Genomic DNA, 13,058 nt, shown 5'->3' on the forward strand with positions numbered 1-13,058 from the left:
GCTTTTCTAAGTTTCAACTCCCATTTATTCTGAAATTCGCCGACAAAAGTAGAAAAAAACATTTTCCTTACCTTATAATATAGAGAGAATCTGTTCCTTTTTTGCAAAAAAAGACTTTTTTTAGGAGTCAGGGAAGCGGGGAGACGAGATTTTTTAGTAATGGACAAATCCCGGAATAGAGTGCAATATAGCTTTATCGTATCGGTATCGAAAAGCGTGGCGGTGTGAGGGTGGGACCGCTGCTGTTTTGTTTGTCAAAAACTACTTCACGGAGAATTTCGTATATCAATCCGCCTACGTCCAATCCGAGTTTGAATTTCTCAAAGCGGTAGTAAGGAATCACGATCGGCACTGTTTCCCAACGCCCTCTCATAGCATTATAATAGCGCTGTGCCCCTACTTCCATACTGAACCGGTCGGACATGTCGACGGACATGGTGGCGCCGTATCGGTGGGTGCTCATCCCATAGGAGTTTCCAATATCATACGAGCCGAAGAACTTGAGGGTAACTTGATCCGAAGGATGATAGAGCAAGGCCCCCGAGGTACTGAATGCTTGTCCACTGATGTGGCTCATATTTATTTTCATAGCATTGACGCTCAGTTGTAATGCCAGTTTGGGATTTAAAACATGTTGGTAACCGAGAGAAGCGTTGTTGAAGCGTCCGATTCCCGGTAGACTTGTCTGTGTTCCGGAACCGAAGAAAGCTCCGTGGCGGAATTGTTTTATGATGCCGTCTGTTTGATAGTCTCCCCGAAAGATCGGGGAGGGATTGGTATAATAGGGCAGATAGATTTCCTTTTTCAGTGAGATTTCAGGTGGATGATTCATAGGTTTGTATGGATACGCATCGGACGGATACAAAGGATAAGTGGCTCTCTCCATAAACGGATCGGGTGGAAGAAGCTTAAATGAGGTTCGGGAGGAGGTATGTATGCTGTCGTTGATCATGTGTGTACTATCTTCTTGGGCAGAGAGCGACAGCGAAACCGAAATCAGCAGGAGAAACATGCCTAAACGGATTGAAAGACACGATATATCGGCTTTTTGTATCATATGCTTTTACCCTCCTTTGTTTTTGTGAGTTTTATGTACAAAAATAACTAAAATATTCTGAATAGCAAATAGTTAGTCTGTTTTTTGATTCTGTTGACAGGCGCTTTGTAGGGAATTTCCTTTTCGAAGAAACAGAATATGGGAATGGTACATAATAAAACACCCTTTGCTTTTGAAGTGCAGAGAGTGTTTTATCGTACCTATATTAATGAGAAAGTGATTCTGTTTAGAATTGGAAACTCAGTCCGCCTACGAAATTGATGCCTTGGGTCGGATAATCCAGGTAGTACTGATACTCCTTATTCAGTAAATTGTCTGCTTTGGCGTAGATGGAAACGCCTTTGAACAGGTTATAAGTCGCCTTTAGTCCAAGGTTACTGACAGCCGGCAGTTTGGCTCCGGTAAAGAAATAGGGTTCCGTCCGGGAGATATATTGATAGCTGATGTTCAATGACAGTGCATGGATGGGGCGCGCTTCTATCTGCAATCCGAGTTTAAACTGAGGTTTCATTAATAGGGCGTCGTTATAATTGACTGTTTCCGAATCGACGTTAGGATCGTCGGCATCCCAATGATAATAAGTAGCATCGGCAGCGAAAGAGAACAAATCCTTATAAGCATAACTGATTTGTGCTCCGGCATGGAAATTGTAACTGTCCGTTTGCCCGTAATCTGTAAATACGCCTCCCTGACCACCGGTTATGTCACTCATGTATGGGTACAGGTCGTTTTTCAGATTCTGGTATCCACCAAATAAGTCAAACCAAAGTCCGTTCACCGGACTGGCTTTGAAACCGATACGGGCATTGACCTGTTCATACGTGTCTGTAATGGGGTGTGAGAAACAAGCGTATGGGTTTATCTGCTCCAGACGACGGAAATCGTTCAGCAATCGTCCTCCGGTTGCTCGGGCATAAAGTACATAGCTGTCTGAGAAAATGTAGGCAAGATCAATATCGGGAGAGACATAAAAACTTTTGCCGTTTTTGAAAGACAGGTCTACGTTAGCTCCGATATGAAGTCGCCAACTGTCGTCATTCAGTTCATAATATGGGTTTAAGTTTACCGTGGTACGGTTGTGGAATAACGTTTCTTTGTAGCTTCCCATTTGTCGCGGATCATAAAGGAGGTTATCCATTTCTACAGCGATACTAATCAATTGTTCTTCGTTGATCATTCCCGTTACATTTCCTTTGGTGCGAATTTGGGTTTCGGTGACTCCTAATTTATTTATCGCCGGGAAGCCTTGTTGTCGGTTGTACAACAACAGATTCGTTTCTGCCTGAAATTGAAGCGGTAATGTTTCGTCGGTCGACTTTAATCCGACGTGCATATCACCGGAAGTAAACTTCTGTTTATTGAAGATGGAATACGGGCGATAGTTGAAGTTGCTCAGTCCGAAGTGTCCGGCTATGTTCAGATTCATTCGGTTGAACTGGTGCAGGTAATCGATGCCTGCTCGTGTACGGTAGTAAAATGCATCCCATTCATCTGGCTTTGAAGTGCGGTAAGAAGGCATGTCCAATGTTCCTTTCATTCCCGCCATGTTGAAATTCACATTCAACTTATCCCGGTCGGAAAGGCGGAAAAGGTAATTGGCATAAGCGTCCAGATTATTGTAATTACCGTATCCTAAGCGTACATATCCCGGATGACTCGTGGCTTGTGTCTCTTTTCCCGTATAGGCCTGCATGGTTCCTGCCGGGATATTCGAAGCCGGTGTGGAACTGACAGCATATTCCACCTCTTTTTTATTAACTACGGGCTCTTCTACTTTCGGCAGAACATTCACCTTAGCGGCATCCATGATAATGGGATTGTATTCCTGCTCCACCACTACCGTGCGGTTTAGGGTAGTATCTTTTGGCTGGGTTTGTGCCTGTACTAATGAAGGGATGGCAATAAAGACCATTCCCAAGAAGATATATTGATTACGTTTCATACTTCGTTACTTATTAAGTTTTTCCAGTCTGCTTTCAATCATACTTTCGATATCGTCATTGGCATGGTAATTCTGTTGCAAGCTCAACAAGTATTGGCGTGCATCCAGTTTTTTATCCATGGCTACGTATACATCCGACAACAGGACGAAACTCCGTGCCAGCCAATAAGCATGTGGGGTGCTCCGTTCGATATAATCGAGTAGTTCTTTCTCGGCTGCTTCGTATTCTCCGGAGATGTAATATTGCTGGGCTACCAGGTATTTAGCTTCCGCACCGTAAAGGTTTCGGGTATCTTTGGCGAGTGCTTGTAAGTCGGCCAGTGCCTTTTTATCTGCCTTCTGATTCATATATGCCTTGGCACGATAGTAGAGAGCCTCGTTGCCCAATTCCGGAGTCAGTTTGGCTTCGGCCAGCAGATCGGTTGCTGCATGAATGGTTTCCGTATCATCTTTGATGAGATAGGCACAGCGCAGCATTCCTGTTTCGGCCAATAGGCGGCGGTCGGCTGTGGTTGCCTTTTCTTTCAGCATTTTATACGAAGCCAATGCATCGGCAAACTGTTGCATGTTGAATTGTACCTCTGCACGCATCACCAATGCCTCTTCTGAGAACGGATTATCCGGATATTCCAGTAACTTGCCCGAATGAAGCAGAATCATATCGTAGTTTTTCTGTTCTTTGCCGATGAGACAGAGATAATAATGGGCATTCAGACCGAAAGCCCCTTCAGGGAATGTTTGCAGGTATTTATTGAAACTGCTCTTGGCTTCTTCGATGCGGCCACGTCCATAAATCTTCTCGGCAGCAATGTAAGTCAGTGAATCCTGTTCGCTCGCATCGAAGCGGATATTGCCGGGCATGGCAGCCGCCAACGCTGCGAATTCGTCGATACGGTTCATGTCTACATAGATGGATTTGAGGTCGAGCATGGCCAGGCGGGCCTCTTCACTTCCCGGATATTTATTGATCACCTGTTTATAAGCCTCGATGGCTTGGTCGTAGTTCCCGTCCTGATAGTACAGCAATCCGATTTCGGCGGCGGCTTTTCTTCCGACCGGACTTTCGGGGTATTTGCTTAACAGATCTTTGAAAGAGGAGATGGCTTGACTGTTATTGTCCATCAGTACGTATGAACGTCCTTTTTCATAAAGGGCGCTGACTGCATAAGGGGATGAAGGGTACTTCCCGACCAAGCGGTTCAACAAGGTTATTTTTCCTGAATAATCTTTCTGTAATCCCGAAACAAGGGCAAGCTGATAGAACGAATAGTCTCCCGAAGGTGTCCCCATGTTTTCTGCCTGAGCATAATATTGCTTTGCTTCATCAAAACTGCGTTCGTTCAGGAAGCAGTCGCCGATGCGGTTGTAAGCATCCGCCAAGGCCGTTCTGTTTTCGCCTTTTTCCAGTTGTATGTATTTAAGGAACCAGTTTCGTGCTTGTGCGTAGTCTTTCTGGTGGAAAGCAGTATAGCCCAGGTTATAGTGTGCCAGTGCATACATTTCGTTGTTTGTCTGGCGCGTCAGTTGCAGGTATTCGTTGAAGTTGCGGGTGGCTTCCTGCATCCGGTTCAGCCGGTAGTAAGATTCGCCACGCCAGTAAAGGGCATCCGCCTTTATCTGTCGGTTATATTGGCCGATGGCGATAGATCGGTCGAAATACCCGATGGCCTGTTCAAAAGAAGCATTGGCAAAAGCCTGCGTACCCAGTTGGAACAGGATTCTTTGTTTGGCTTCCAGAATGCGTGCACCCGGATGTGTGATACGGTCAATCGATTTTAAAGCTGCATCGTAACTGCGGGTGTTTAGATAGACCTCCACCAGATAGTTGCTTACCATGTCGGCATAGGCAGAATTCGGGAACTCGTTTAAGAACTTCTCGAATACGGTGACCGACTCTCCGAAAGCGGAGTAGGACGTCTCATGGATACACAGCGCGTAATTGTAGGCTGCCTGTTCTTTGATCTTCATATCGGCATTGGAGGCGGCTGCCTGCTCGAAAGCCATGCGGGCTTTATTCTTCTCGGCCAGTTGCAGATAGGCAAGTCCCATATGCAGATAAGCATTTTGCGTCAGGGCATCATTAACGGTGGTTACTTCTCCCAATGTTTCGGCGGCCTTGGAGTATACGCCTATCTGAAAATAGGAGAGTCCCAACATGTAGAGAGCGTCCCGGCGGGGAGAAGCGTCGCTTTCAAGATAGCTTTCGAATGCTTTGATGGCTTCCTGATATTTACGGAAATGATAAGAAGCGTCTCCCAAAATACGGTACATTTCGGCGGCATGTTCGTTTTGCGGATAAGCCGACAGGTAATTTTGCGCTACTATTTCCGCTTTGTCGTAGTTTTTCTTGACGATGTAAATCTCGGCTATGTAATAAGGTACCAATGCTTTGTATTTCGGGTCGTCTTGCAAAGGCAGAAATCCCGCAAGGGCCTCGTCGTAACGTTTTTGAGTATAACGGATGTATGAGATGTAGTAAGCACAATCTTTTTCATATTTTTCGCTGCTGGCTCTCAGTGTCTCAAACCAGATAGCTGCCTCTTTCAAGTTTCCTGTTTTCAAATAACAGGTAGCCAGGAGGTAGGTCATATCATCGCGTTCGGTGTTACTCAGTTGGTCGAGCCGGGAAGAGTTGAGAAGTGCCAACGCTTCGTCGTATTTCCCTTCGTAGAAATAGCAGGCCCCTAACAGTGCATAAATCCGGTTGGCATAAGGAGTGTCCGGATGCTGTTCGAGATAGTCTCGAAGCAGGGTAATACTGTTTTTATCTTTCAGTTCGTAGGCCGAACATACAAGCATATACTCTGCTTCTTCGCGAAATCGGGTAGCAGGTTCCTGTTTCACAAAAGCTTTCAGGGAGGCAGTTGCCGCTGCATAATTTTTCTGTTCGAACAGGTATCTTCCTTCTTTATATAAATTGGCAGGCGAAGTGATCTTTTCGCTGGTTTGTGCCGAAGTAATGATAGGTGCACAACATATCAGGGCACATATAAATCGTGAAATTTCTCTTTTCATAATTTAGTGTTTTGGCAAAAGTACTTGTTTTTGTAGACTTTACAGCAAACAACTCTTTAGTTTTACAGGTTTTAACGTCAACGGGAAGAAAATGTTTTTGTTATCTGACAAAATATCTTTGTGAGGGAGTTGTTTCTGTAATCCGATCGGATAAGCATATAGTTGCTTAAAACCGAAGTAGAGATCTTGGAATGAAAAAGTTACTTAGAAAAATTAAACGAGTGTTTGGATTGTAATGTTTTGGTTTATAGTGATTTATTGCTTCTAATTCTAAGAGTGCAAGAGTCTGTATTTATCTGGATGAAAAGTCTATGCTTTTACTATGTAAGAGTATAGAGGTTTGTAGTGCTTAAGTGTATACTTTTGCATCACAAAGATTGGAATGTTAAATCAGAAGGTTAATAAGGTTAATGCAGATAAAGGAATAGGTGGATATTAGCGCTTCTCATTTAGGATTATACTTTATCTTAGAAACACCTCAACTGTGGGAAGAAGTTTAAGATGAAGGATAAATTTCTCATTTTTCTTTATTTGGAGAAGGGAAACTTCTGTAAAGCCGGTACAATAATAAAGAATCAAAGTAAGTTGTGGCTGAAATCGAAGAAAAAGCCGAATGAAGTTGTTATATATGTAAACTTTATCTATATTTGCACCATGAGAAAAGAAAGAGAAATATTATACTATGAGAATTATTTCATAGACTTCTTTATGTCATTAGAAAATGGCGCAAAGAAAAAAATCTCTTATGTGCTCGATATGCTTAAAACACAAGAACGGCTTAACAAGAATTTCGTTAAGCTAATTCGTGATGGTGTTTACGAGTTGAGAGCAAGCCATAATGGAAATATTTATCGGGCTTTCTTCATCTTTGATGATGGGAATATAGTAATGCTATTCAATGGATTTCAGAAAAAGACGCAGAAAACGCCGGATAGTGAGATAGAAAAAGCATTAAAACTTAAAAATGAATATTATGCAAGCAAACCCTAAGATTGGAAGCATGGATGCCGTATTAGATAAATTGTACGGTAAGGTTGGCTCACCTGAAAGAGAGGAGTTTCGCAAAGAAGCATACTCTTACTGTGTGGGGCAGATAATCAGTAACGCGCGGAAACAAGAAAAAATGACACAATCCGAATTGGCTGAAAAAGTAGGAACTAATAAAACTTATATATCAAGAATAGAAAAGGGAGTTATAGAACCGGGGGTTGGTTTGTTTTTTCGTATTATTGATGCGCTTGGGCTTAAAATTGAAATTGTAAAACCGATCATGTAGGCAAGGGCCGGAATACTAAACTGTTACAATAGAAGTCTCTCTCCAACTCTCTCCGTGGGAGAGGGGGTATAGATACTCTTGTTTGTTAATTAGTTACAGAACTAACTTGGCTCCCTCTCCTATGGAGAGGGTTGGGGAGAGGCTTTTTCGACTTCCGAAACCCGTAATTTTGCATTGTGAAGATTGATAATGATAAATGGAAAATAAGAAGATATGAAAGTAGTTGATTTGACACATGAGAGTTTTGCCGAGAGAGTATCGGATTTTCAACAATATCCCAATGGTTGGGAATTTAAAGGCAACAGGCCTTGCATCGTTGATTTTCATGCTCCGTGGTGTATTTATTGTAAAAGATTATCCCCTGTTCTTGATGAACTGGCAGTAGAGTACGATGGTAAAATCGACTTTTATAAAGTGGACGTTGATCAAGAACCTTTGCTGGAATCAGCCTTTTCCATCCGTACCATTCCGAATCTCCTGTTTGCACCGGTAGAGGGTACCCCTTGGATGAAGTTGGGGACAATCGGAAAGCCTCAATTAAAGAAAATGCTCGACGATTTGCTGGCCGGGATTCATGAATAACTCGGAGAGTTACTGTGAATAAACATGTCCAGTCCTTTCCGGATAGAATCCAATCCGAAATCTTCCGGGTGTATTTCCATAAGAGGAACGAAGAATGCATCAGCTGCATCGTCCATAGCGGCGATGTGGCTGGTGTCTTTAACTCTGCAGAGGAAGAACATGTCCAATGTGTGAACCGGGAATCCCGAATAAACGTAAATGTTCGGTAGCGTAAACAGATAGGTCGTTTTTTCTACTTTGAGTCCTGTCTCTTCCAGTACTTCACGGGCCACTCCTTCTTCTCCGGTTTCATTCATATCAATAAATCCACCGGGGAGGTCAAGCGTGCCTTTTGCGGGGTCTTTTGCCCGGCGGCATACAAGCAATTCGTTTTTCTCATTCAAAATCAATGCAACAGTGGCGGACGAGGGATTGAAGTAGTATATAAACCCGCAATCGGCGCATTGTTTGGATTTCTCATTATGTACCTTAAAATGCTCCGAACCGCATTTCGGGCAATATCTGAATTGGGATAGAGGATGTTCCATGTCTGATAAAGATTGATTCATTACTGCTTTTTTGATGTGTATCCAACAAATACTTGTTGCAAAAGTATTTTATAAAATGGAGAAAACAAAAGAATAGGCTATAACATTTAAGGAAAGTTGATATACGCCTGTATGATGGATTTTATCTATCAAGGCATAGAATTATTCGATTGGACTTTTTTTGTTTTTCCGGTAGCCATCCCCTTATCTTTGCATCGAAATCAAAACAAGTTTAATCAATAAATAATAAGTTTAGTATGGAACCAATTCTTAATTCTCAACTTCCTGAATTCAGTGTTCAGGCTTTTCATAATGGTAGTTTTAAAACAGTGACCAACAATGATGTTAAAGGTAAATGGGCTATTTTCTTTTTCTATCCTGCCGACTTTACTTTTGTTTGTCCGACAGAGTTGGTGGACGTGGCCGAGAAATATGATCAGCTTCAGGCAATGGGTGTCGAAGTGTATTCCGTAAGTTGCGATTCGCACTTTGTACATAAGGCATGGCATGATGCTTCCGATAGTATCCGTAAAATTAAGTATCCGATGTTGGCAGACCCTACAGGCGCTTTGGCACGTGCTTTTGGTGTGTACATTGAATCGGAAGGTATGGCTTATCGTGGTACTTTCCTGATTAATCCGGAAGGTCAGATTAAAGTGGCAGAGATGCATGATAATAATATCGGTCGTGATGCAAACGAATTACTTCGTAAAGTAGAGGCTGCTCAGTTTGTGGCTACCCACGATGGAGAAGTTTGCCCTGCCAAATGGAAGAAAGGGGAAGCTACCTTGAAACCGAGTATTGATCTGGTAGGGAAGATTTAACTTCTAATTTTCACCACTATGCTTGAATCCGCACTAAAAGAACAACTGAAAGGCATATTTGCCAATTTGGAAGGTAATTTTACCTTTGATATCTATGTATCCCCTCAACATGAACATCGCAATGAGCTGGTTGAGCTGCTGACTGATGTAGCTGATTGCTCTTCTCATATCTCTTGCCGGGTGAATGAGGGAAAGAGATTGGAATTCACTTTGTTGAAAAACGGCCATAAAACCGGTATTACTTTCCGGGGAGTACCTAACGGACATGAGTTCACCTCTTTACTGTTGGCAATTCTTAATCTGGATGGGAAAGGTAAAAACTTTCCTGATGAACAGGTTTGTAACCGGGTGAAGGCTTTGAAAGGGCCGATACGGTTGACTACTTATGTCTCATTAACTTGTACCAACTGTCCCGATGTTGTACAGGCACTTAATGCCATGACTACGTTGAATGAGGCCATTACCCATGAGATGGTGGATGGCGCTCTTTATCAAGATGAAGTGGAAGCTTTGAAAATTCAAGGTGTACCTTCTGTTTTTGCCGACGGCAAGCTATTGCATGTAGGACGTGGCGATTTCGGTGAACTTCTGTCTGAATTGGAAGCCCGATATGGTGTGGAGGAAAGCCGGATAGAGGCAACGGTGAAGAATTATGACGTTATTGTTGCCGGTGGAGGCCCTGCCGGAGTTTCTGCCGCCATTTATTCGGCCCGTAAAGGTTTGCGTGTTGCCATTGTTGCTGAACGTGTCGGTGGTCAGGTGAAGGAGACAGTCGGTATTGAAAATTTGATTTCTGTAGTACATACTACAGGGAATGAACTGGCTGATAACCTCAAAAGCCATCTCTTGCAGTATCCGGTTGATTTATTGGAACATCGGAAAATAGTATCAGTCGAAGTCATCGGGAAAGAAAAGGTGGTAACTACCTCTGTCGGCGAAAAGTTTTCCGCTCCTGCTTTCATCATTGCTACGGGGGCGAGTTGGCGTAAACTGAATGTTCCGAGAGAAGCTGACTATATCGGCAAAGGGGTTGCTTTCTGTCCCCATTGTGACGGCCCGTTCTATAAAGGAAAACATGTTGCGGTAGTGGGTGGTGGAAATTCCGGTATAGAAGCAGCTATCGATCTTGCCGGAATCTGTTCGAAAGTGACGGTTTTTGAATTTATGGATGAGTTGAAAGCTGATAGCGTTTTGCAGGAAAAAGCAAAAAGTCTTTCCAATGTCGAGATTTTTGTAAGTTCTCAAACGGTTGAAGTTATTGGAGACGGTGATAAGTTGACGGCTCTTCGTATAAAAGACCGTAAGACGGAGGAAGAGCGTCTGGTAGAGTTGGATGGAGTCTTTGTACAAATCGGCCTGGCTGCCAATAGCGCATCTTTCCGTGATGTTGTGGAGATGAATCGTTCCGGTGAAATTGTGATTGATACACATGGTCGCACCAATGTACCCGGTATTTATGCTGCCGGTGATGTTTCAACTGTCCCTTATAAGCAAATTATAATTGCCATGGGAGAAGGTGCAAAAGCTGCTTTATCAGCGTTTGAGGATAGGGTACGCGGAGTTATTTGACAAATAGGTTTTTCTTAGGAGATTTTTTTAAGAAGGATAATCGGTATTTCATGAAAAATCGCCAACTTTACTCACTGTTATGATAACTCTTAAAAAAACGTACAGTATGAGAACCGTATTTCATTGCATGTGGTTGGTTGTGTTGTTGGTGGTGCCTTTTGTGTCCGGAATGGCAGCTTCTCCGGAAGTCGATGAATTTGAAATACTTATGGACAAAATACGGATGGATTTTGTCCATAATCCTTCGATAGAATCTGCTTTGTCCAAATACAATCCGGCTGATGGCTCGTTTACCGATATCGATTATAGTCGAACGGATCGTACAAACTGGGAGCCGTTGATTCATATCGATCGTATTTCTGATTTTGTTTTTGCTTATACGAATGAGGAAAATAAATATTTTCAGGATGAGGCGCTTTATGATAAGATTGTTGCAGCTCTTGAATATTGGTATCGGCGTAATCCGAATTGCAGTAATTGGTGGTACAACCAGATTGCCGAACCGCAAAAAACAGGTGTACTTTTGATTCAGATGCGGGCAGGGAAAAAGCAAATACCATCTGATTTGGAAAACAGGACGCTGCAACGGATGAAGGCGGAGGGCGGTGATCCCGGCAAATGGACCGGAGCCAACATGACCGATATTGCCCTGCATTGGATTTACCGGGCTTGCCTGACAGCTGATGAAGATTTGCTGAAAACGGCTATCGATTATTCGTATAGTACGGTCAAGTATACCACGGCTGAGGGGTTTCAGTATGATAATAGCTATTTTCAGCACGGTGTGCAATTGTATATCGGTGGATATGGTGACGAGATATTAAAAGGAGTGACGCAGGTGGCAATGTATACACAGGGTACTCAGTACGCTTTGCCTTCTGAGAAAATGGCTATTCTGGATAAGTTCATGCGGGAGACTTATTATCAGACCATTCGTGGTAAGTATATGTTGTTTGATGTACTGGGACGTGGAATGAGCCGTCCCGGTATTACCGATAAAAGCGCTATGTCTCTGTTTGCCAAACGAATGATTGTATTGGCTCCGGAGCATGCCGATGAATATCGGGCTATTGTGGAACGTCTGGAGGGACAAAGACCGGCCGATTATGGGATAACTCCTTTGCATACACATTACTTCCGGGGAGATTATACTTTGCATGTACGCCCGGGTTATACGTTTGATGTCCGTATGGTTTCTGCCCGTACGGCCCGATGTGAGTATGGTAATGGTGAGAATCTGAAAACTTATTTTCTTTCGGACGGTTGTACGAATATGGTTATTGACGGGGATGAATATTTCGGGATTTTCCCTGTATGGAACTGGACAAAGATTCCAGGGGTGACGGCTCCACAAATGCCTGTTGTGCCGAAAGCTGCCAGTGACTGGCAAACACCGGGAACTGCCACATTTGCCGGTGGGGTTTCGGATAGTATTTATGGAGTAACCGCTTACGCTTACGATGATAAGTATGCCGGAATAAATACGGCTGCTAAAAAGGCGTGGTTCTTTTTTGATGATGAGATTGTATGTCTCGGGGCAGGCATTACCTCTACGGCAACAACGGATTTATATACTACTGTCAATCAATGCCTTCTTAAAGAAAAACCGGTTACCGCATCTGTAAATGACCGGATCACTACATTGGGAATGGGAGATTTCTCTTATGAAAATAATCTGAACTGGGTTTTGCACAATGGGATGGGATATATGTTTCCGTCAGGCGGTCGTCTGTCTCTTACCAATCGTATACAGACGGGAGACTGGTATGATATCAATACTTCGGCTCCTAAGGGCGAACAGGAAAAAGAGGTGTTTACATTGGGGGTTGAGCATGGACGGTCTCCTAAGAGTGCGGCTTATGCTTATATAATTATTCCTAATAAAAATACAGTGGAAGAAATGGAGGCTTATCGGACTGATGATCTGGAGATATTGACCAATACTGATTCAGTACAGGTAGTCAGGCATAAGAAATTGGGTATCTGGCAGATGGTATTCTACCGGGAAGCGACCTTTAAGCATAAGCAGATAAGTGTAACGGTAGATAGAGGGTGTGCTTTGCTTTTTAAAGAGACAGATCGGACTATCACGCAGTTTCATATTGCAGATCCTGCTCAAACACAATCTGTAATTAATGTAGATATTCGTATACCTGCTAAAGTGAAGAAAACCCAAAGAGTAGTATGTGATTTTACCGGTACGGGAATTTATGCCGGAATGTCTAAGGTATATTCTCTCAAATGAATTATCTTCGCCGGGAGAATC

10 protein-coding genes are annotated in these 13,058 nt (G+C 43.1%); 6 read left to right on the forward strand and 4 right to left on the reverse strand.

From position 1 onward, the window contains the following. Positions 1-193: 193 nt before the first annotated feature. The 3 genes from HMPREF1532_RS10205 to HMPREF1532_RS10215 form a co-directional block, all read right to left on the reverse strand. Entirely contained in the window at positions 194-1,057 is an 864-nt protein-coding gene (locus HMPREF1532_RS10205; RefSeq protein ID WP_005928628.1) for a hypothetical protein, read from the reverse strand. Between the two features lie 226 nt (positions 1,058-1,283). Beyond that, a complete protein-coding gene (locus HMPREF1532_RS10210; protein ID WP_005928630.1) occupies positions 1,284-2,999 on the reverse strand; it encodes a TonB-dependent receptor in 1,716 nt (571 codons plus the stop codon). A 6-nt stretch (positions 3,000-3,005) separates the two neighbouring features. Beyond that, complete coding sequence (locus tag HMPREF1532_RS10215; protein ID WP_005928632.1) at positions 3,006-6,014, reverse strand: tetratricopeptide repeat protein; 3,009 nt, start codon at positions 6,012-6,014, stop codon at positions 3,006-3,008. Positions 6,015-6,668: 654 nt separating this feature from the next. On the opposite strand from HMPREF1532_RS10215, the gene HMPREF1532_RS10220 reads away from it, so the two are divergent. From HMPREF1532_RS10220 to HMPREF1532_RS10230, 3 genes are all read left to right on the forward strand, one after another. Further along, on the forward strand, positions 6,669-7,004 hold the full coding sequence (locus HMPREF1532_RS10220; protein WP_025819230.1) for a type II toxin-antitoxin system RelE/ParE family toxin: 336 nt from the start codon (positions 6,669-6,671) through the stop codon (positions 7,002-7,004). After that, positions 6,988-7,290 carry a helix-turn-helix domain-containing protein gene (locus tag HMPREF1532_RS10225; RefSeq protein ID WP_005928638.1) on the forward strand — a complete coding sequence of 101 codons (303 nt, stop codon included), beginning with the start codon at positions 6,988-6,990 and terminating at the stop codon, positions 7,288-7,290. The genes HMPREF1532_RS10220 and HMPREF1532_RS10225 overlap by 17 nt, the downstream gene beginning before the upstream one ends. Before the next feature lie 213 nt (positions 7,291-7,503). Continuing rightward, positions 7,504-7,872 (forward strand): thioredoxin family protein, encoded by a 369-nt coding sequence (locus HMPREF1532_RS10230; protein WP_005928642.1) that lies wholly within the window; start codon positions 7,504-7,506, stop codon positions 7,870-7,872. Here the strand turns inward: HMPREF1532_RS10230 and HMPREF1532_RS10235 are convergent. Then, positions 7,863-8,399, reverse strand: a complete 537-nt coding sequence (locus tag HMPREF1532_RS10235) for an NUDIX domain-containing protein (RefSeq protein WP_025819231.1) — start codon at positions 8,397-8,399, stop codon at positions 7,863-7,865. The genes HMPREF1532_RS10230 and HMPREF1532_RS10235 overlap by 10 nt on opposite strands. 257 nt (positions 8,400-8,656) lie before the next feature. Between HMPREF1532_RS10235 and ahpC the strand changes: the two genes are divergently transcribed. The 3 genes from ahpC (at position 8,657) to HMPREF1532_RS10250 (ending at position 13,037) form a co-directional block, all read left to right on the forward strand. Next, positions 8,657-9,223 carry an alkyl hydroperoxide reductase subunit C gene (gene ahpC / locus HMPREF1532_RS10240; RefSeq protein ID WP_005928647.1) on the forward strand — a complete coding sequence of 189 codons (567 nt, stop codon included), beginning with the start codon at positions 8,657-8,659 and terminating at the stop codon, positions 9,221-9,223. Positions 9,224-9,241: 18 nt separating this feature from the next. After that, positions 9,242-10,792 carry an alkyl hydroperoxide reductase subunit F gene (ahpF, locus tag HMPREF1532_RS10245; RefSeq protein WP_005928649.1) on the forward strand — a complete coding sequence of 517 codons (1,551 nt, stop codon included), beginning with the start codon at positions 9,242-9,244 and terminating at the stop codon, positions 10,790-10,792. Between the two features lie 106 nt (positions 10,793-10,898). Next, the gene (locus HMPREF1532_RS10250) at positions 10,899-13,037 is read left to right on the forward strand and encodes a polysaccharide lyase 8 family protein (RefSeq protein ID WP_005928651.1); all 2,139 of its coding nucleotides are present in this window, start codon (positions 10,899-10,901) and stop codon (positions 13,035-13,037) included. The last annotated feature ends 21 nt before the right edge of the window (positions 13,038-13,058 follow it).

The organism is Bacteroides salyersiae WAL 10018 = DSM 18765 = JCM 12988 (assembly GCF_000381365.1).
Lineage (GTDB): Bacteria > Bacteroidota > Bacteroidia > Bacteroidales > Bacteroidaceae > Bacteroides > Bacteroides salyersiae.

Bases quoted from the DNA above. Each gene is read 5' to 3' on its own strand.
- ahpC (WP_005928647.1), top strand. From the start codon at position 8,657: ATGGAACCAATTCTTAATTCTCAACTTCCTGAATTCAGTGTTCAGGCT.
- HMPREF1532_RS10205 (WP_005928628.1), bottom strand. From the start codon at position 1,057: ATGATACAAAAAGCCGATATATCGTGTCTTTCAATCCGTTTAGGCATG.
- ahpF (WP_005928649.1), top strand. From the start codon at position 9,242: ATGCTTGAATCCGCACTAAAAGAACAACTGAAAGGCATATTTGCCAAT.
- HMPREF1532_RS10215 (WP_005928632.1), bottom strand. From the start codon at position 6,014: ATGAAAAGAGAAATTTCACGATTTATATGTGCCCTGATATGTTGTGCA.
- HMPREF1532_RS10235 (WP_025819231.1), bottom strand. From the start codon at position 8,399: ATGGAACATCCTCTATCCCAATTCAGATATTGCCCGAAATGCGGTTCG.
- HMPREF1532_RS10210 (WP_005928630.1), bottom strand. From the start codon at position 2,999: ATGAAACGTAATCAATATATCTTCTTGGGAATGGTCTTTATTGCCATC.
- HMPREF1532_RS10230 (WP_005928642.1), top strand. From the start codon at position 7,504: ATGAAAGTAGTTGATTTGACACATGAGAGTTTTGCCGAGAGAGTATCG.
- HMPREF1532_RS10220 (WP_025819230.1), top strand. From the start codon at position 6,669: ATGAGAAAAGAAAGAGAAATATTATACTATGAGAATTATTTCATAGAC.
- HMPREF1532_RS10250 (WP_005928651.1), top strand. From the start codon at position 10,899: ATGAGAACCGTATTTCATTGCATGTGGTTGGTTGTGTTGTTGGTGGTG.
- HMPREF1532_RS10225 (WP_005928638.1), top strand. From the start codon at position 6,988: ATGCAAGCAAACCCTAAGATTGGAAGCATGGATGCCGTATTAGATAAA.